Raw genomic sequence first — 19,033 nt, forward strand, 5'->3', positions numbered from 1 at the left:
CCGATGCATCCGATGCTGACCATCGCCGTGCGCGCAGCGCGCAAGGCGGGTAATGTAATTGCCAAACACTACGAAACGCCAGACTCCGTAGAAACCAGCCAGAAAGGCAGCAATGATTTCGTGACTAACGTCGATAAAGCCGCAGAAGCGATTATTATCGAAACGATCCGCAAATCTTACCCACAGCACACCATCATCACCGAAGAAAGCGGTGAACATGAAGGTACCGATCAGGATGTTCAATGGGTTATCGATCCACTGGATGGCACCACCAACTTCGTTAAACGCCTGCCACACTTCTCTGTGTCAATCGCAGTACGCATTAAAGGCCGTACTGAAGTCGCCGTTGTTTACGATCCAATGCGTAATGAACTGTTCACCGCGACCCGCGGTCAGGGCGCGCAGCTGAACGGCTACCGTCTGCGCTGCAGCAATGCACGCGACCTGGACGGCACGATTCTGGCGACCGGTTTCCCGTTCAAGGCGAAGCAGCACGCGACCACCTATATGAATATCCTGGGCAAACTGTTTACCGAATGCGCCGACTTCCGTCGCACCGGCTCTGCTGCACTGGATCTGGCCTACGTCGCGACCGGCCGCGTTGACGGTTACTTTGAGCTGTCACTGAAGCCGTGGGACTTTGCTGCGGGCGAGCTGATCGCACGTGAAGCAGGCGCCATCGTGTGTGATTTCACCGGCGGCCACAACTATATGTCTACCGGCAATATCGTTGCAGGTAACCCACGCGTTGTTAAAGCCATGCTGGCAAACATGCGTGATGAACTGAGCGATGCGCTGAAGCGTTAATCCCGGTCATTCCCTCTCCCTGTGGGAGAGGGGATCCCAACTAAAACGGCCGCAACCCCCTTCCCACCGGCACCGCGCTTATCCACATCGTGACCGCCGCCGCCAGCAGAATCACCCCGCCCGCCAGCGCCAGTGTCGTCCAGCCCACCTGTCGCCACAGCACCGGCGTTTTATTGCCGCTGAGTTTTACCGCCAGCTGACGGAAGCTGTGAACCAGCAACGCTAAAGACGAAATGGTGAGCGACGTTCCTGCCGCCATCGCCAGCGCCGAGAGCATGCCCCAGCCGAACACGCCTATCACCTTACTGAACAGCAGCACCATGATCGCGCCCGAGCACGGACGCATCCCCATTGAGAGAACAATCATCAGGCGCGCACGCCAGTCGTCACCATTCTGTAATTGTTCCTGCGTCGGCAGATGCTGGTGCCCGCAACCGCAGTGTTCATCATGAACGTGGTGCGGCGTAAAGGACTTGAATTTTGGTTTTTGCAGCAGCACGCGCAGTTTTTTCAGCGCCCGCCAGCAGAGGATGAGCCCCAGCACGCCGACCAGCGCATAGCTGCCCTTCTCCAGCCAGAAGCTGCTCATGTGCAGCTGGCGCGCGGGAAGCTGTAACAGTGAAAGCACTACGATCACCAGCGCAATCGCCACGCCGCCCTGAAGGAGTGAGGAGGCGAGCGTGAGGCAAATGCTCGATTTCAGCTTTGAAGGATGGGTGGCAAGCCAGGTGGTGATGACAATTTTGCCGTGCCCCGGTCCCAGCGCGTGCAATACGCCGTACATAAAGCTGAACGCCAGCAGGGAACCGCCCGCTTTGGTCCGGTTCTCCGCCACCGCCTTCAGCAACCCGCTCATCTGCTGGTTGACCTCACGCTGCCAGATGATGCTTTTCATCATCACCTGCGGCCAGGCCTGCCACAGCCAGAGCGAACCGCCGACGGCAAACAGTAAAAAGAGCGCCAGCGGCCAGAGATGAAGCCAGCGGCGCGGTTTTTGGTGCGAGGAGGAGATCACTGACATTGTAACGTCACCTCCTGCGCAAACTGTTTACCCAGCTCCATGTCCTCCGGTGGTGCATCTTCCTTATCAAGAGAGACAGCAAAATTCAGCGTCTCTTCACTGGGTGTCGGCGTGTGAACCGTAACGTTGCAGGATTTTTGCAACGATGCGGGAAGCTGCACGTCGCTATCCTCGGCGTAGCTCATATCGACATAGTAGGAGGGGTCAAACGTGGAAAACGTATACTTTTGCCCAGCCAGCGGCTGCGGGTGCGCCAGCGGGAGCACGAACGTCAGCACCGCCTGATGACCGTCGCGGGACAGGCCGTATTCTGTCGGACGATTGAGGAACTTCACCTTTTGTCCGTTATGCCAGAACTCGGTGAAATAGTGCTGGCCGAGTACGTTGGCCATCACTTCCGCCGCCAGCTTTTTCCAGATCTCGTCGCCCGGCTTCGCGTTTCCCGCGTCATAAAGCAGATCTGCCGAGGTGATTTCATCCATCGTCCAGCGCATTTTCAGGCCGCTCAGCTGCGTACCATCGGTGACCGGCTCTGTTTTCAGGCTGATAAAACTGTGAGGATGTGCGCTGGCAGTAAAGGTGATAACCGCCAAAAATAACGCCATCGCATTTTGTTTAACTGTCTGCATCAATTCCTCACGTCAAAAATTCTGTGATGTTCCCCAGCAATCCTGAGTGAAAGGGCTGCCGACGCGCTTTTCAGCGCCCATCCTTTAGCTATTCTTATCAAACATTCACACTGGATACCCGACAGATGATGACGACGCTTGAAATTCCATCTGTGCTTTCCAGTTCGCAGCGCCGCTGCCAGGTGCTTTTAATGCTTTACCTGCCCGATGCTGCCGTCACCGCACAGAGCATAATTGCTGCCAACGGCGTGGACGACGCGATGGCACGGCAAGATATAGCCGAGACGCGCGATGAAATCCAGCGCTATCACCGGCTGGATATCATCACGCACCCAGACGGCTGCTATCGAATTGAAGGCTCTGCCCTGAATCAGCGTTTATGTCTGCTGCACTGGCTGCGCAGGGCGCTCCGCCTTTGCCCGCAGTTTGTCTCGCACCAGTTTACGCCTGCCTTAAAAACCGCACTTAAACAGCACGGCATCGCGCGGCCGCTTTATGACGATGCGAACCTGCGGGCGCTGATCAACTTCTGCTCACGCAAGCTGCAGCGTCAGTTTGAGTGCCGCGATGTGCAGTTTTTACAGCTCTATTTGCAATACTGTCTTATCCAGCACCACTTAGGAAATACGCCGCAGTTTTCCCACGCCCAGCGCAGCTGGACCCAGTCGAGGGGAGAGTATTTTACGGCGCAGGAGATCGTCCGCCACTGGCAGCGGCGCGTTCCCCAGGGCGCGCACGTGGATGAGCAACTGTTTCTGGCACTGCTGTTTATGATGCTCCGCACGCCCGATCCTGTGCTGGATAAGCACCAGCAGGACCAGCGCCTGCGCCGCGCCATCGTACGCATGGTGGCCCGTTTCCGCTCGCAGACCGGGATGAATTTTAGCGACGAGCAGGGGCTGACCGATCAGCTGTATATCCATCTGGCTCAGGCGCTGGACCGCTCGCTGTTTGAGATCAGTATCGACAATAGCCTGCCCGAGGAAATCCACCGTCTCTATCCGCGGCTGTTACGCACCACGAAAGAGGCACTGTTTGAGCTGGAAGCCGAATTTGGGCTGCGGTTCTCCGATGAAGAGATGGCCCTGGTGGCGGTCATTTTTGGTGCCTGGCTGATGCAGGAGACCGATCTGCATGAAAAACAGGTGGTGCTGCTGACCGGGGAGGATAAATCCTGTGAGGAGGTGATTGAACAGCAGCTGCGCGAATTAACCCTGCTGCCGCTCAATATTCGCTATCTGACGCTGCAGGCGTTCCAGAAAGAGGGGGCACCGCGCGAAGCCGCGCTGGTTGTCACCCCCTATCCTACCGCGCTGCCGCTGTTCTCGCCGCCGCTCATCCACGCGGTTGAATCACTGAACGCGCAGCAGCAGGAACATATTCGCGCGATGCTGGAATCGTAGCTACGCGCGCGCGGCCACTTTCGGTCGGACAAACATCGCCGGGAACGCCACCAGCGCCATGACCCAGAATACGCCATGCCCCAGGTGCTGATACAGGAAGCCCGCAAAGACCGTCATCACCGCAATGCTGCCGCCCATCGCCACCGCAGAGTAGACCGCCTGCAGACGGATCACATCCCCGCCCTCGCGCGCCGCGATATAGCGCATCGCCGCCAGGTGGCACACGGTGAACGTGCCGCAGTGAAGGATCTGCGCCACAATCAGCCACGGCAGTTCGGTCGTCCAGCCCATAATCCCCCAGCGCGCCACGCCGCAGACCGCGGAAAGCAGCAGCAGATCGCGCGCGCCGAAGCGGCGGAACAGCTTTTTACTGAGCGCAAAGATGATCACTTCCGCAACCACGCCGAGCGACCAGAGATAACCCACCGCTGAGGCTGAGTAACCCGCCCCCTGCCAGTAGATAGCGCTGAATCCATAATAGGCCGCATGCGCCCCCTGAAGCAGGCACACGCACGCCAGAAAACGCCAGCTCTGCGCTACCAGGCTCCGCCAGGCGGGCCAGCCCGCGCGCTCCTGATGGCGACTCTCCCCTTGCGGCATCACCGACGGGCGCAGCAGCATCCCCAGCAGCATAGATGCAATACCGATACTCAGCAGCGCCAGAATCGCCCGGTAGTCGTAGAGGCTAACCAGTTTCCCCACCAGCGCCGAGCCAATCACGAAGGCGATCGATCCCCACAGACGCACGCGGCCATAGTCCATGGTGATCTGCTTCTGCCAGGTGTTTGCCAGCGCGTCCGTTAAGGGCACCAGCGGCGAGAAGAACAGGTTAAAGCCGACCATCACCACCATCAGCCAGGCAAACTGGTGGCTGACCCAGAAGCAGGCAACAAAGACCAGCGTCAGCAGCGCCAGAATACGCACCGCCTTTATCAGTAGGGAGGGATCGCTGACGCGGGGGGCAATCAGCAGGCTACCGAGGAAACGTGCCACCAGCCCCGCGCCAAGCAGGACGCCGATGGTCTCTGGTGTGAGGCCGATTCCCTTGAGCCAGACGCTCCAGAAAGGCAGAAAAATACCGTAGCTAAAGAAGTAGGTAAAGTAGCTGAGCGCCAGCCAGCGTGTGGAATGCAAGACCATGAATCCCTCCCGAAATGGAGGCGATAGTCTGGCGTTTATCCTGCACTTTAGCAAGTCGTTAGCGCGCTATAAATTAACGATAAATTAACATCATGGACAGCCGGTCGGCGTATGGCGAGAGCGGCAAAATTGTATTACGTTTAAAAGACATCGCCTGAAGAGGTCGTTTGCCATGAACAGCTTACGTTATTTCGATTTCGGCTCCTCACGCTCCTTCCTGTTATTGATTGCCCGTATCGCTATTGTTGTCCTGTTTATTATTTTTGGTTATCCCAAGCTGACGGGGTTTAGCGGCACCGTTCAGTATATGACGTCGCTCGGTGCTCCCATGCCGATGCTGGCGGCGATTATTGCGGTGGTGATGGAGGTCCCTGCCGCGATCCTGATCGTGCTCGGCTTTTTCACCCGCCCCCTCGCGGTGATCTTTGTTTTCTATACGCTGGGAACGGCGGTGATTGGTCACCATTACTGGGATATGACGGGTGATGCCGTCGTGCCCAATATGATTAACTTCTATAAGAACGTGAGTATCGCTGGCGCGTTTATTTTGCTGGCAATTACCGGGCCGGGGGCCATCTCCCTCGACCGACGTTAGCCCATAAAAAAAGGCCGCAAGCGCGGCCTTTTTATTTCTGCAACGCAGAGGAATTATGCGTATACCGGGAAGCGGGCGCAGATGTCCAGTACTTTACCTTTGACGCGCTCGATAACCGCGTCGTCATTGATGTTGTCCAGAACGTCACACATCCAGCCAGCCAGCTCTTTCACTTCCGCTTCTTTGAAGCCGCGGCGAGTAACGGCCGGAGAACCGATACGGATACCGGAGGTCACGAACGGGCTCTTCGGATCGTTTGGCACGCTGTTTTTGTTCACGGTGATGTTGGCGCGACCGAGGGCTGCGTCAGCTTCTTTACCGGTCAGGTTCTTATCAACCAGGTCCAGCAGGAACAGGTGGTTTTCAGTACCGCCAGACACCACTTTGTAGCCACGGTTCAGGAACACTTCCACCATCGCTTTGGCGTTCTTAGCAACCTGCTGCTGATACACCTTGAACTCTGGCTCCATCGCTTCTTTCAGCGCCACCGCTTTTGCCGCGATAACGTGCATCAGCGGGCCGCCCTGCGCGCTTGGGAATACAGCGGAGTTCAGTTTTTTATACAGCTCTTCGTCACCGCCTTTCGCCAGGATCAGGCCACCGCGTGGGCCCGCCAGGGTTTTGTGGGTGGTGGTGGTCACAACGTGAGCGTGAGGAACCGGGTTCGGGTAAACGCCAGCGGCGATAAGACCCGCCACGTGCGCCATGTCAACGAACAGGTATGCGCCGATGCTGTCTGCGATTTCACGCATTTTTGCCCAGTCAACGATACCGGAGTAAGCCGAGAAGCCACCGATGATCATCTTCGGCTTGTGCTCTTTGGCCTGCTTAGCCATGTCTTCGTAGTCAATTTTACCTGACTCATCAATACCGTAAGGGATGATGTTGTACAGTTTGCCGGAGAAGTTAACCGGAGAGCCGTGAGTCAGGTGGCCGCCCTGCGCCAGGTTCATACCCAGAACGGTATCGCCCGGCTGCAGCAGCGCGGTGTAGACCGCGAAGTTAGCCTGAGAGCCGGAGTGCGGCTGGACGTTCGCGTAGTCAGCGCCGAAGAGTTCTTTCGCACGGTCGATAGCCAGCTGCTCAACGATATCAACGTATTCGCAGCCACCGTAGTAGCGCTTGCCCGGGTAACCTTCAGCGTATTTGTTGGTCAGCTGAGAGCCCTGCGCCTGCATGACGCGCGGGCTGGTGTAGTTTTCGGAGGCGATCAGTTCGATGTGCTCTTCCTGACGTACTTTTTCCTGCTCCATAGCCTGCCACAGTTCGGCATCATAATCGGCAATGTTCATTTCACGCTTTAACATCCGCATCTCCTGACTCAGCTAACAAGTAAAATTTTGGCCTGAAAAGGCAGTCCTGTTGGACGACGGGCAACAGTATAACTGAATAGTTCTGTGATAACAGGTCTTGACAAACGATTTTACGCAAACGTTTTCCTTCACGCCACGCAAGGGTTTGAGGAATAAAGCTCTCATCATTTTCAACGGATTTCTTTTCAGGTTTGTGATGCATATTTTTCACGATGCAAAGAACCATTTACATTGCAGGGGTATTTTTATAAGATGCATTCAAAATACATCATTAAAGTAACATCAGAAGGATGCGCTCATGCTCGACGCCCAAACCATCGCTACCGTGAAGGCCACAATTCCCCTGCTGGTTGAAACGGGTCCTAAACTGACCGCCCATTTCTACGATCGCATGTTCACGCATAACCCGGAGCTCAAAGAGATTTTCAACATGAGCAACCAGCGTAACGGCGATCAGCGTGAAGCGCTGTTCAACGCTATTGCCGCCTACGCCAGCAACATCGAAAACCTGGCGGCATTGCTGCCTGCGGTGGAAAAAATCGCGCAGAAACACACCAGCTTCCAGATCAAACCCGAGCAGTACAACATTGTCGGCGGCCACCTGCTGGCAACCCTGGACGAAATGTTCAGCCCGGGTCAGGAGGTGCTGGACGCCTGGGGTAAAGCCTACGGCGTGCTGGCAAACGTATTCATCAACCGTGAAGCGCAAATCTACAGCGAAAACGCCAGTAAGAACGGCGGCTGGGAAGGCACACGCGCCTTCCGCATCGTTGAGAAAACCCCTCGCAGCGCATTGATCACCAGCTTTGAGTTCGAGCCAGTGGACGGTCAGCCGGTTGCCGATTACCAGCCGGGCCAGTATCTGGGCGTCTGGCTGAAGCCTGAAGGCTTTCCTCACCAGGAGATTCGCCAGTACTCCCTGACCCGCAAGCCAAATGGTAAAGGCTACCGCATCGCGGTGAAACGCGAGAACGGCGGTCAGGTATCCAACTGGCTGCATAACGAAGCCAACGTGGGCGACGTGGTCCATCTGGCCGCCCCGGCGGGCGACTTCTTTATGGCCGTTGAAACGAATACTCCGGTCACGCTGATCTCTGCGGGCGTCGGCCAAACGCCAATGCTGGCGATGCTGGACACGCTGGCGAAAGCAAACCACGGCGCGCAGGTCAACTGGTTCCACGCCGCGGAAAACGGTGACGTACACGCCTTTGCAGATGAAGTAAAAGCGCTCGGAGCGACCCTGCCGCGTTTCACCGCGCACACCTGGTATCGCCTGCCGACAGATGCAGACCGAGCAGCTGCACGCTTTGACAGCGAAGGTCTGATGAATTTAAGCCAGCTGGAAGGGGCGTTTAGCGCGCCGGAAATGCAGTTCTACGTGTGTGGACCGGTGGCGTTTATGCAGTATGCCGCGAAGCAGTTGGTTGAGCTGGGCGTAAATAAAGACAACATTCATTACGAATGTTTCGGGCCGCATAAAGTGCTGTAATGAAAAAAGCCCCTCGCTCGAGGGGCTTTTTTTTTGCCAGGTGGCGGCTACGCCATACCCGACCGACAAAATTTGTTAAATCGCCGCGTCGTCTTCTTCGCCGGTACGGATACGGATCACGCGCGCCACGTCAAAGACGAAGATTTTCCCGTCGCCAATTTTTCCCGTCTGCGCCGTGCGGATAATGGTATCAACGCAGGTATCGACGATATCGTCGCTGACCACGATTTCAATTTTCACTTTCGGCAGAAAGTCGACCATGTACTCTGCGCCACGATAAAGCTCGGTGTGGCCCTTCTGACGACCAAAACCTTTCACTTCCGTCACGGTCATCCCGGTGATGCCCACTTCCGCCAGCGCTTCACGTACATCATCCAGTTTGAAAGGTTTAATAATCGCATCAATCTTTTTCATGGTGGGTCCTTAAACTCTTGCCTGTAAGCTGCCTCGTAATCGATTGCTCACAGTACCATACGGCATTACTCTTTAAAATCGTTTGCTTCCAGCTCGTGGCGTGAGAGCAGCTTATAGAATTCGGTACGGTTGCGTCCGGCCATTCGCGCCGCGTGGGTCACGTTACCTTTGGTTATCTGCAGCAGCTTGCGCAGATAGTTCAGCTCGAACTGGTTACGCGCTTCCGCAAACGTCGGTAAGGCCGTGTTTTCCCCTTCCAGCGCCTGCTCCACCAGCGCGTCGCTGATAACCGGCGACGACGTCAGCGCCACGCACTGCTCAATCACGTTCACCAGCTGGCGCACGTTACCCGGCCAGCTTGCGGCCATCAGCCGTTTCATCGCATCGGTGGAAAACGCGCGCACGAACGGTTTATGACGATCGGCCGCCTGGCGCAGCAGATGGTTCGCCAGCAGCGGAATATCTTCCGCGCGTTCCGCCAGCGCCGGGATCTTCAGGTTCACCACGTTCAGACGGTAGTAGAGATCTTCACGGAACTCGTTGCGCGCCATCACTTTGGGCAAGTCGCGGTGGGTGGCGGAGATAATTCGCACGTTGATGTCGATGTCGCGGTTGCTGCCCAGCGGGCGCACTTTGCGCTCCTGAAGCACGCGCAGCAGTTTAACCTGCAGCGGCGCGGGCATGTCACCAATCTCGTCCAGGAACAGCGTGCCGCCTTCCGCGGCCTGGAAAAGCCCTTCACGGCTGCTTACCGCGCCGGTGAAGGCGCCGCGGGCATGACCAAACAGTTCAGATTCGAGCAATTGTTCCGGCAGCGCGCCGCAGTTGATGGCGATAAACGCGTTTTTACTGCGCGGGCTGGCGTTATGGATCGCCTGGGCCAGAATCTCCTTCCCGGTACCGCTCTGGCCGTTGATGAGCACGCTGACATCGGACTGCGCCACCATCCGCGCCTGCTCAAGCAGACGTAGCATAACGGGGCTGCGGGTGACGATGGATTCACGCCAGGCGTCGTCGCCGGACGGTGCGGCGTGCTCCAGGGCGCTGTCGATAGCCTTATAGAGCGCGTCTTTATCCACCGGTTTAGTCAGGAAGCTGAACACTCCTTGCTGGGTTGCGGCGACGGCATCCGGGATTGACCCGTGTGCCGTGAGGATAATCACCGGCATACCCGGCTGCTGCTTCTGGATCTCCGCAAACAGCTGCAGGCCATCCATTTCATCCATCCGCAGGTCGCTGATCACCAGGTCTATCTTCTCGCGGCTGAGGACTTTAAGCCCCTCCTGCCCGCTCTCGGCGGTCACCACGCTGTAACCTTCACTCACCAGACGCATCCCCAGCAGCTTTAGCAGACCGGGATCGTCATCCACCAGTAAGAGATGGGCGGGTTTACGGCTCGTCATGCTTCACATCCTCTTGTTTCTGCGTGTCGCTGTCCGGTGCAGCGGATGAGCTACCAGGCTGATATTTACGCGACGAAAGCTGTCTTTCAATATCGGTCAGGTTTTCCAGCTTACGGGTCGTGGTATCCAGCTGAGTCCGTAAATGTTGCTGCTGTTGACGCAGCGTATCAAGCTCGCTGTCGGTAGACTGCTGTAGCTTGCTGTAGCGGGAGCGCTCTTCAGACAGCTGAAGCTGCAGCGTCTGCCCATCACGCCAGAGTTGATAAACCGGGCGAACCTGTACCGGAAGATTGACCACAAACGTGTCCAGCCGGGTCAGGTTTGCCCGGCGTTCGACGGGGGTAATTTTCGCATCAGCCAGTAATATCCCGCGTTTGAAAGCGTCCTGCCAGGTATCGTCATCCAGCAGCGCCGCTTTCGAGCGGGCGTCGACCGGCGCAAGCCGCTGGGCGCAATCTATCCCGCGCAGCCAGAACAGGGGATTATTTTCGACATCATGTCCTGACAGGTTCCAGATGTCGTCACAGCGGGTGGAGAGAAAATCAGCCAGCTGGTTATCTGGCCATTTATCTTCCTGTTTATCGCTTATCGCACTTTGCGGAACATGGGACACACACCCCACCAGGACTAAACAGGGCAGACTCAGAAAACGCGTTTTGCTGGAAAACACCGCGCGTACGGCGCGGAAAAAGACGTGTGACATACTCACCAGATATAGATTCATTTTATTAATTTTTCCGGCTCAGGGGCAGTTCAATACGGAAGCAAACATCCGAACGTTCATCCGTGGCAATGTTTAGCTCACCCTGCATGCGTCGTATGCAGTCCCGGGCGATGCTTAAGCCCAGACCACTTCCTTTTACCGCACCTTTCCGCTGATGACTTCCCTGGAAAAAGGGTTCGAAGATCATGGTTTTTTCGTCATCGGGGATCGGGGTGCCGGTGTTAGCGACGTCAATAAACACCCGGGAATCCTTCGTATAGCTTCGGATATAAATGTTACCGGATTCAGTACCATAGTGCACCGCATTGGAATAAAGATTATCCAGAACGCTCATCAATAACATGGGTTCAGCCAGGCAGGTCGGCGCACTCAACTCCACCCCGGTATGCATCATTTTAGCTCGTGCCGGCAAGCTATGGGCGGAGATCACCATATCCACCAGCGGCTCAATCTCGACGGTTTCCAGCACCACCGCCCCATCAGCCAGCTTGCGGTTGTAATCCAGAAGCTGCTCAATGAGCTTTTGCAGATTGCGGCTGCTGGCATCAAGAATCTCGACGATCTCTTTCTGCTCCGGCGTCAGCGGCCCTGCCACTTCATCTGCCAGCAGCTCCGTTCCTTCACGCATGCTGGCCAGCGGCGTTTTCAGTTCATGGGAAATATGGCGCAGAAACTGGTGGCGCTGAGATTCGAGCCACGCCAGGCGCTCAGACAGCCAGATAATGCGCTGGCCGACGGATCGCAGCTCGCGCGGGCCTTTAAAGGCGACCGTATCCCCGAGTGATTTTCCCTCCCCCAGGCGGTTGATCATACGCTGGATGCCCTTCACCGGGCCGATGATCATGCGGGTAAAGAGCAGCACCAGCCCGAGGCTTACCAGGAACAGCACCAGCGCCTGCCAGCCGAAGAACTGGCCGCGCTCGGCAATCTCCTGCTGTAGCTGCTGCCCGCGAGAGAAAATGACCGTGCGCGTAGACTGAACCATCTCGGTATTGGCGGCGGCGAACGCCTCAAGGCGCGCGGCGGCGGCCGTATCCGGGCCGCTGTTTTGACACTGCAGCTGTGCGAGATCGTTAAGATCCTGGCGCAACGCCTGATACAGCTTGTCATCCGGTAACACGCCCGCGTGGGCATCCAGCATTTCGCTGTAGCGCTTGCGCTGGCTCTGGTACACCTTCTCCAGCGTCCGATCGTCGAGCACACAGTACTGGCGATAGCTGCGCTCCATCTCCAGCGCGGCGTTGGTCATCGCTTCACTGCGTCTGGCGTCAATAAGCGTGGTGCGGTTCGTTAATGCCGCCTGGGCACTGAGCGCGTTCAGGCTCTGCCACGCCTGCCAGGCAAGGATCAGCAACGGCAGCAGGATCAGCAGAAAGGCCATCATGACGAGCTGTCGCAGGGAGCGGGGAAAAACGGGCCAGCGTTTCAACGCATTACTCTCTTCATGGGGGTTTACGGAGAGCGTAACTGAGTCTGCCCTTCAGATACAACAAAGCCGGGTAAAAACCCGGCTTTGTCATGGAATAAGGCGGTGCCTAACTCGACGTTTCGCCCTGGCCTGATAAAGCAATGCAATGATCAGTAGTTGGACGGCAGGCACCTTTTTGTGCGTCATTCGAAGTTTATGTAGCACGTCCCGAAGGGGCTGACATAAGAAGGTGAATGAGCCACTGGTTAATATTATGCAACACCCGTGCCAGAATGCAAAACAAAAAATTAACACCTTGAAATATATAATTTTTACTCGCTTAACCCGTTCATTATCGGTTGAATGATTTTCAGGCTAAGTGTCGCTGTTCAGCAACACCTTAACGGGAACCTTTCCTGCCACATATAAATCAACAGGTTAAATGTCTCCTTTTGGAGACACTCAAACCAGAGGGTTGTCGCGATTTTGCGACAGAGACAAAAAAGCCCGGTGGCGCTCGCGCTTACCGGGCCTACTGTCAGGACGCTGAAACTTAACCCAGCTGTTTACGCGCGTTGCGGAAGATACGCATCCACGGGCTGTCCTCGCCCCAGTTTTTCGGGTGCCAGGAGTTGCTCACGGTGCGGAAAACGCGTTCCGGGTGCGGCATCATGATGGTCGCACGGCCGCTTTCGCTGGTCACCGCCGTAATACCGTTGGCGGAGCCGTTCGGGTTAGCCGGGTAGGTTTCCGTCACCTTGCCGAAGTTATCGACAAAGCGCAGCGCTACCAGGCCTTTGCTTTCCAGCTGAGCCAGATGCGCAGCATCACGCACTTCTACCTGACCTTCACCGTGGGAAACGGCGATTGGCATCTGTGAACCGACCATCCCCTGCAACAGCAGGGACGGGCTTTGGGTCACTTCCACCAGGCTGAAGCGCGCTTCGAAGCGGTCAGACTGGTTACGCACAAAGCGCGGCCAGGCTTCGCTGCCCGGGATCAGCTCGCGCAGGTTAGACATCATCTGGCAGCCGTTACACACGCCCAGCGCCAGCGTCTGCGGACGGTGGAAGAAGGTCTCGAACTCGTCACGCACGCGGCTGTTGAACAGAATGGACTTCGCCCAGCCTTCGCCCGCGCCCAGCACGTCGCCGTAGGAGAAACCACCGCATGCCACCAGCGCCTGGAAATCTTCCAGACCGGTACGTCCGGCCAGCAGGTCGCTCATGTGAACGTCGATAGCGTCGAAGCCCGCGCGGTGGAAGGCGGCCGCCATCTCAACGTGGGAGTTAACGCCCTGCTCGCGCAGCACGGCCACTTTCGGACGCGCGCCGGTCGCAATGTACGGCGCGGCAATGTCTTCATTGATGTCGAAGGAGAGCTTCACGTTCAGGCCAGGATCCTGATCATTCGCTTTCGCGTTATGCTCCTGATCGGCACATTCCGGGTTATCGCGCAGGCGCTGCATCTGCCAGGTGGTTTCCGCCCACCACATACGCAGCGTGGTGCGGCTTTCGCTGAACACCGCGTGGCCGTCGGCTTCAATGACGAAGCGATCGCCCTGTACCGCTTTACCCAGATAGTGCACGCAGTCTGCCAGACCGTGCTGCGCCAGAATGGCTTCCACCGCGTCGCGATCTGCGGCGCGTACCTGAATTACCGCGCCCAGCTCTTCGTTAAACAGCGCCGCCAGACGGTCTTCGCCAAGCGTGGCGATGTTCGCTTCCACGCCGCAGTGGCCGGTGAAGGCCATCTCTGCCAGCGTCACCAGCAGGCCGCCGTCGGAACGGTCGTGGTAGGCCAGCAGCTTACGCTGCGCCACCAGCGCCTGAATTGCGTCGTAGAAGCCTTTCAGCTGGGCAACGTCGCGCACGTCGGCTGGCTTATCGCCGAGCTGGCGGTAAACCTGCGCCAGCGCGGTGGCACCCAGCGCGTTGTGACCTTTACCCAGGTCAATCAGCAGCAGGGCGTTGTCTTCGGTCACCAGCTGCGGCGTAACGGTATGACGCACGTCTTCCACGCGGGCAAACGCGGTGATCACCAGCGACAGCGGAGAGGTCATCTCGCGCTGCTCGTTGCCTTCCTGCCAGCGGGTTTTCATCGACATGGAGTCTTTACCCACCGGAATGGTCAGGCCGAGGGCTGGACACAGCTCCTCACCCACCGCTTTCACAGCTTCATACAGGCCAGCATCTTCGCCAGGGTGACCGGCTGCCGCCATCCAGTTTGCGGAAAGCTTGATACGTTTGATGTCGCCAATCTGCGTCGCGGCGATGTTGGTCAGTGCTTCACCGACCGCCAGACGGGCAGAGGCCGCGAAGTCCAGCAGCGCCACCGGGGTGCGTTCGCCCAGGGCCATCGCTTCGCCGTAGTAACTGTCGAGGCTCGCGGTGGTCACGGCGCAGTTCGCGACCGGGATCTGCCACGGGCCAACCATCTGATCGCGCGATACCATACCGGTCACGGTGCGGTCACCGATGGTCACGAGGAAGGTTTTCTCTGCCACAGCAGGCAGGTGCAGCACGCGGTTAACCGCTTCCGCCACGGTAATGCCCTGACGATCCAGCGCTTTACCCGCCGCTTTGCGGGTGGTTACGTCGCGGGTCATCTTCGGCGTTTTACCGAGCAGAACGTCGAGCGGCAGATCGATCGGCTGGTTGTCAAAGTGGGTGTCGCTCAGGCTCAAATGCTGCTCTTCGGTCGCTTCACCAATGACGGCATACGGCGCGCGCTCGCGGCGGCACAGCTCGTCAAACAGCGGCAGCTGATCCGCAGCAACCGCCAGCACGTAGCGCTCCTGAGATTCGTTACACCAGATTTCCAGCGGGCTCATGCCCGGCTCATCGCTCAGGATGTCGCGCAGGTTGAAGCGTCCGCCGCGACCGCCGTCGCTCACCAGCTCCGGCATGGCGTTGGACAAACCGCCCGCGCCCACGTCGTGAATGAAGAGGATCGGGTTGGCATCGCCCAGCTGCCAGCAGCGGTCGATCACTTCCTGGCAGCGACGCTCCATTTCCGGGTTGTCGCGCTGCACGGAGGCGAAATCGAGGTCCGCATCAGACTGGCCGGAGGCCATAGAAGAGGCCGCGCCGCCGCCCAGACCGATATTCATCGCCGGGCCGCCGAGCACGATTAGCTTCGCGCCGACGACGATCTCGCCTTTCTGCACGTGATCGGCACGGATGTTGCCGATCCCGCCCGCCAGCATGATCGGTTTGTGGTAACCGCGCAGTTCTTCGCCGTTGTGGCTGTCCACTTTCTCTTCATAGGTACGGAAGTAACCGTTCAGCGCCGGACGACCAAATTCGTTGTTGAACGCCGCGCCGCCCAGCGGGCCTTCAGTCATGATATCCAGCGCGGTCACGATGCGCTCTGGCTTGCCGAAATCTTCTTCCCACGGCTGTTCAAAGCCCGGGATACGCAGGTTGGAGACGGAGAAGCCGACCAGACCCGCTTTAGGTTTCGCCCCACGACCGGTGGCACCTTCGTCGCGAATTTCACCGCCGGAACCGGTCGCCGCACCCGGCCACGGAGAAATGGCCGTCGGGTGGTTGTGGGTTTCCACTTTCATCAGGATATGCGCAGGCTCCTGATGGAAGTCATAGCGCCCTGCTTCGCGATCGGCGAAGAAGCGGCCCACCTCGGAACCTTCCATTACCGCGGCGTTGTCTTTATAGGCAGACAGCACGTGGTCAGGCGTTTGTTCCATGGTGTTTTTAATCATTTTGAACAGCGACTTCGGCTGCTGTTCGCCGTCAATAATCCAGTCGGCGTTGAAAATCTTGTGGCGGCAGTGCTCAGAGTTGGCCTGCGCGAACATGTAGAGTTCGATGTCGTTCGGGTTGCGGTTGAGCTTAACGAACGCGTCCTGCAGGTAGTCAATTTCGTCTTCTGCCAGCGCCAGGCCGAGACGCAGGTTGGCGTCAATCAGCGCCTGACGACCCTGCCCCAGCAGGTCCACGCTCTGTACCGGCGCAGGCTGATGGTGGGAGAACAGTTTCTGTGCGTCATCAAGAGAGGCAAACACGCTCTCCATCATGCGGTCGTGCAGCTCTGCGGCAACCGCCTGCCACTGCGCGTCGCTCAGGGTAGAGGCTTCAACGTAGTACGCCACGCCGCGCTCCAGCCGGTTAATCTGGCTCAGGCCGCAGTTGTGAGCAATGTCGGTGGCTTTGGAAGACCAGGGGGAGATGGTGCCCGGACGCGGCGTCGCAAGGATCAGTTTGCCGGTTGGCGTATGGCTGCTCAGATTTGGGCCATACTTGAGCAGGCGTTCCAGCTGTACGCGCTCCTCTGCATTCAGGGGGGCATTCAGGTCAGCAAAATGGACATACTCAGCGTAAATATTGCTTACCGGAAGGTCGGCCGCCTGAAAACGTGCCAGCAGTTTGGTAATACGGAAGGCAGACAGTGCAGGCGAACCACGCAGAATTTCCATCATAAGTCTCTCGTCTTCGAAGCGCCGGGGCGCTTACAGTGTGCGCAAGGGGGGAAAACGGGCGTCATTATAGAGAATCCTGAGCGTCGACGAAACCGTTTGCGTCGAAATAAAATTGACGAAGAGATTTAACAATAGATGTGACCTGTCTCTCTAATTGGTTGCCAAGTGGCGCAAGTTTACGCAAAATGCCGCTCATTCAATGGCAAACCTTATTATTAACATGGCTACAGCAGACTGAGGCAACCGGCGTCGCAGAGAATTAACTAATTGAAAAAATTAAAGATTAATTATCTGCTCATCGGCATTGTTACGTTGCTGCTGGCAGTGGCCCTCTGGCCTTCCATCCCTTGGTTCGGCAAAGCCGAAAACCGTATCGCCGCCATTCAGGAGCGGGGGGAACTGCGCGTCAGTACCCTCAACTCTCCGCTGATTTACAGCGACATCAACGGCAAAACCATTGGCCTGGATTATGAGCTGGCGCAGCAGTTCGCCGATTACCTGGGCGTAAAGCTCAAAATTACTGTGCGTCAGAACATTAGCCAGCTGTTTGACGATCTGGATAATGACGATGCCGATATCCTCGCTGCCGGGCTGGTGTACAATAGCGAGCGCAGCAAGAACTATCAGCCAGGCCCGACCTACTATTCCGTTTCCCAGCAGCTGGTCTATCGCGTCGGGAGCCTGCGCCCGCGCTCTCTGGCCTCGATTAACGCGCAACAGCTAACGATTGCTCCCGGCCATGTGGTGATTGACGATCTGCGTGAGCTGAAGGAGAAGAAATACCCCGATCTGAGCTGGACGGTTGATCCTAAACTCGGCACGACAGAGCTGCTGGAGCAGGTAAAAGATCAGAAACTGCCCTACACCATCGCCGATTCGGTGGCGATCAGCCTGTTCCAGCGGGTGCATCCTGAAATCGCCGTGGCGCTGGACGTGACGGACGAACAGCCGGTGACCTGGTTTACCCATCTGGATGACGATCAGACCCTCTCTGCGGCCATGCTCGATTTTTATAACACCATTAATGAAGACGGCACGTTGGCACGCCTTGAGGAGAAGTACCTCGGCCACGGTGATGACTTTGACTACGTTGACACCCGCAGCTTCCTGCGCGCGGTGGACAGCGTCCTGCCGGACCTGCAGCCGTTGTTCGAAAAATACGCCCAGGAGATTGACTGGAAACTGCTGGCGGCAATCTCGTATCAGGAGTCCCACTGGGACACCCAGGCCACGTCGCCTACTGGCGTACGTGGCCTGATGATGTTAACCAAAAATACCGCGTTAAGCCTGGGCGTGAACGACCGTACCGATGCGGAACAGAGCATCAGCGGCGGGGCGCGCTATCTGCAGGATATGATGGCTAAAGTCCCGGAAACGGTGCCGGAAGAGGAACGGATCTGGTTCGCGCTGGCGGCCTACAACATGGGCTATGCGCACATGCTTGACGCGCGGGCTCTGACGGCGAAAACGAAAGGTAATCCGGATAGCTGGTCTGACGTGAAACAGCGCCTGCCGCTGCTGAGCCAGAAGCCATGGTATAACAAGCTGACGTACGGCTACGCGCGCGGACATGAAGCCTACGCCTACGTGGAAAATATCCGTAAGTATCAGATTAGCCTGGTCGGCTATCTGCTGGAGAAAGAGAAAGAGGCGACCGAGGCAAAACAGCTGGCGGAAAGTTATCCGGTTGTGGCACCGGACGAACTTAATCACCCGACAACTTCAATTCTGCCTTTTGTTGCTTTTTCTGCTGACGGCGCATTCGAAAGAAATCGCTTAATAGCCCCGAACACTCTGGTGCAAGTACCCCACCGATAGTCTGCACCTGATGATTCATCCCAGGATGACCCAGCACGTCCATCAGTGAACCGGCGGCCCCGGTTTTCTCATCCCGCGCACCAAACACCAGCGTCCCGATTCGACTGTGCACCATCGCACCGGAACACATCACACAGGGTTCAAGCGTCACGTACAGAGTGGTATCGAGCAGGCGATAGTTTTGCAGCACCAGTCCGCCCTGACGAAGGGCCATAATTTCGGCGTGCGCGGTAGGATCGTGGCGGCCAATAGGACGGTTCCACCCTTCCCCAATCACCTGGTTGTTATGAACCAGCACCGCGCCCACGGGCACTTCGCCCTCGTCCCAGGCGCGTTGAGCCAGCGCCAGCGCGTGACGCATCCAGTATTCATGATTGTGTTCAGGGTTGGACAAGGGTTGATACTCCAGTCGAAAAGCGGGCGGCATT

General features: G+C 57.3%; 15 protein-coding genes. 5 read left to right on the forward strand and 10 right to left on the reverse strand.

Translation table 11 applies throughout. From position 1 onward, the window contains the following. The first annotated feature begins 3 nt into the window (after positions 1 to 3). Entirely contained in the window at positions 4 to 807 is an 804-nt protein-coding gene (gene suhB / locus ACWKXT_RS12815) for an inositol-1-monophosphatase (protein ID WP_003860668.1), read from the forward strand. A 40-nt stretch (positions 808 to 847) separates the two neighbouring features. Here suhB and ACWKXT_RS12820 read toward each other — a convergent pair whose 3' ends face one another. Beyond that, positions 848 to 1,828 (reverse strand): nickel/cobalt transporter, encoded by a 981-nt coding sequence (locus tag ACWKXT_RS12820; protein ID WP_454532589.1) that lies wholly within the window; start codon positions 1,826 to 1,828, stop codon positions 848 to 850. Beyond that, positions 1,819 to 2,457 carry a DUF1007 family protein gene (locus ACWKXT_RS12825; protein WP_454532590.1) on the reverse strand — a complete coding sequence of 213 codons (639 nt, stop codon included), beginning with the start codon at positions 2,455 to 2,457 and terminating at the stop codon, positions 1,819 to 1,821. Before ACWKXT_RS12825 ends, ACWKXT_RS12820 begins: the two co-directional genes overlap by 10 nt. Positions 2,458 to 2,582: 125 nt before the next feature. Between ACWKXT_RS12825 and csiE the strand changes: the two genes are divergently transcribed. After that, entirely contained in the window at positions 2,583 to 3,860 is a 1,278-nt protein-coding gene (gene csiE, locus ACWKXT_RS12830; protein WP_454532591.1) for a stationary phase inducible protein CsiE, read from the forward strand. On the opposite strand, the gene ACWKXT_RS12835 is transcribed toward csiE, so the two are convergent. Continuing rightward, complete coding sequence (locus ACWKXT_RS12835) at positions 3,861 to 5,000, reverse strand: 3-phenylpropionate MFS transporter (RefSeq protein ID WP_454532592.1); 1,140 nt, start codon at positions 4,998 to 5,000, stop codon at positions 3,861 to 3,863. A 172-nt stretch (positions 5,001 to 5,172) separates the two neighbouring features. Between ACWKXT_RS12835 and ACWKXT_RS12840 the strand changes: the two genes are divergently transcribed. Next, on the forward strand, positions 5,173 to 5,595 hold the full coding sequence (locus ACWKXT_RS12840) for a DoxX family protein (protein ID WP_454532593.1): 423 nt from the start codon (positions 5,173 to 5,175) through the stop codon (positions 5,593 to 5,595). Positions 5,596 to 5,648: 53 nt separating this feature from the next. Here the strand turns inward: ACWKXT_RS12840 and glyA are convergent, their stop codons facing one another. After that, a complete protein-coding gene (gene glyA / locus ACWKXT_RS12845; protein ID WP_003860678.1) occupies positions 5,649 to 6,902 on the reverse strand; it encodes a serine hydroxymethyltransferase in 1,254 nt (417 codons plus the stop codon). 304 nt (positions 6,903 to 7,206) lie between these two features. On the opposite strand from glyA, the gene hmpA reads away from it, so the two are divergent. Then, positions 7,207 to 8,397: an NO-inducible flavohemoprotein gene (gene hmpA / locus ACWKXT_RS12850; protein WP_454529312.1), complete on the forward strand. Its 1,191-nt coding sequence runs from the start codon at positions 7,207 to 7,209 to the stop codon at positions 8,395 to 8,397. A gap of 75 nt (positions 8,398 to 8,472) precedes the next feature. Here hmpA and glnB read toward each other — a convergent pair whose 3' ends face one another. The 5 genes from glnB to purL form a co-directional block, all read right to left on the reverse strand. Next, entirely contained in the window at positions 8,473 to 8,811 is a 339-nt protein-coding gene (glnB, locus tag ACWKXT_RS12855; RefSeq protein WP_003860685.1) for a nitrogen regulatory protein P-II, read from the reverse strand. Between the two features lie 65 nt (positions 8,812 to 8,876). Beyond that, the gene (gene glrR, locus ACWKXT_RS12860) at positions 8,877 to 10,214 is read right to left on the reverse strand and encodes a two-component system response regulator GlrR (RefSeq protein ID WP_454529313.1); all 1,338 of its coding nucleotides are present in this window, start codon (positions 10,212 to 10,214) and stop codon (positions 8,877 to 8,879) included. Beyond that, positions 10,201 to 10,938, reverse strand: a complete 738-nt coding sequence (gene qseG / locus ACWKXT_RS12865; RefSeq protein ID WP_454529314.1) for a two-component system QseEF-associated lipoprotein QseG — start codon at positions 10,936 to 10,938, stop codon at positions 10,201 to 10,203. Before qseG ends, glrR begins: the two co-directional genes overlap by 14 nt. Positions 10,939 to 10,942: 4 nt before the next feature. Continuing rightward, positions 10,943 to 12,367, reverse strand: a complete 1,425-nt coding sequence (gene qseE, locus ACWKXT_RS12870) for a two component system sensor histidine kinase QseE/GlrK (protein WP_454532594.1) — start codon at positions 12,365 to 12,367, stop codon at positions 10,943 to 10,945. Between the two features lie 532 nt (positions 12,368 to 12,899). Beyond that, complete coding sequence (gene purL, locus ACWKXT_RS12875) at positions 12,900 to 16,787, reverse strand: phosphoribosylformylglycinamidine synthase (protein WP_454532595.1); 3,888 nt, start codon at positions 16,785 to 16,787, stop codon at positions 12,900 to 12,902. Between the two features lie 267 nt (positions 16,788 to 17,054). On the opposite strand from purL, the gene mltF reads away from it, so the two are divergent. Beyond that, on the forward strand, positions 17,055 to 18,605 hold the full coding sequence (mltF, locus tag ACWKXT_RS12880) for a membrane-bound lytic murein transglycosylase MltF (RefSeq protein ID WP_454529317.1): 1,551 nt from the start codon (positions 17,055 to 17,057) through the stop codon (positions 18,603 to 18,605). On the opposite strand, the gene tadA is transcribed toward mltF, so the two are convergent. Beyond that, complete coding sequence (gene tadA, locus ACWKXT_RS12885; RefSeq protein ID WP_454532596.1) at positions 18,493 to 19,032, reverse strand: tRNA adenosine(34) deaminase TadA; 540 nt, start codon at positions 19,030 to 19,032, stop codon at positions 18,493 to 18,495. The genes mltF and tadA overlap by 113 nt on opposite strands. Position 19,033: the final 1 nt, after the last annotated feature.

This window comes from Enterobacter sp. UPMP701 (assembly GCF_053709515.1).

Coding starts and splice junctions, on each gene's coding strand:
- qseG (WP_454529314.1), bottom strand. CDS start 10,938: ATGAATCTATATCTGGTGAGTATGTCACACGTCTTTTTCCGCGCCGTA.
- csiE (WP_454532591.1), top strand. CDS start 2,583: ATGATGACGACGCTTGAAATTCCATCTGTGCTTTCCAGTTCGCAGCGC.
- ACWKXT_RS12825 (WP_454532590.1), bottom strand. CDS start 2,457: ATGCAGACAGTTAAACAAAATGCGATGGCGTTATTTTTGGCGGTTATC.
- tadA (WP_454532596.1), bottom strand. CDS start 19,032: ATGCCGCCCGCTTTTCGACTGGAGTATCAACCCTTGTCCAACCCTGAA.
- purL (WP_454532595.1), bottom strand. CDS start 16,787: ATGATGGAAATTCTGCGTGGTTCGCCTGCACTGTCTGCCTTCCGTATT.
- ACWKXT_RS12835 (WP_454532592.1), bottom strand. CDS start 5,000: ATGGTCTTGCATTCCACACGCTGGCTGGCGCTCAGCTACTTTACCTAC.
- suhB (WP_003860668.1), top strand. CDS start 4: ATGCATCCGATGCTGACCATCGCCGTGCGCGCAGCGCGCAAGGCGGGT.
- glyA (WP_003860678.1), bottom strand. CDS start 6,902: ATGTTAAAGCGTGAAATGAACATTGCCGATTATGATGCCGAACTGTGG.
- glnB (WP_003860685.1), bottom strand. CDS start 8,811: ATGAAAAAGATTGATGCGATTATTAAACCTTTCAAACTGGATGATGTA.
- glrR (WP_454529313.1), bottom strand. CDS start 10,214: ATGACGAGCCGTAAACCCGCCCATCTCTTACTGGTGGATGACGATCCC.
- hmpA (WP_454529312.1), top strand. CDS start 7,207: ATGCTCGACGCCCAAACCATCGCTACCGTGAAGGCCACAATTCCCCTG.
- ACWKXT_RS12820 (WP_454532589.1), bottom strand. CDS start 1,828: ATGTCAGTGATCTCCTCCTCGCACCAAAAACCGCGCCGCTGGCTTCAT.
- ACWKXT_RS12840 (WP_454532593.1), top strand. CDS start 5,173: ATGAACAGCTTACGTTATTTCGATTTCGGCTCCTCACGCTCCTTCCTG.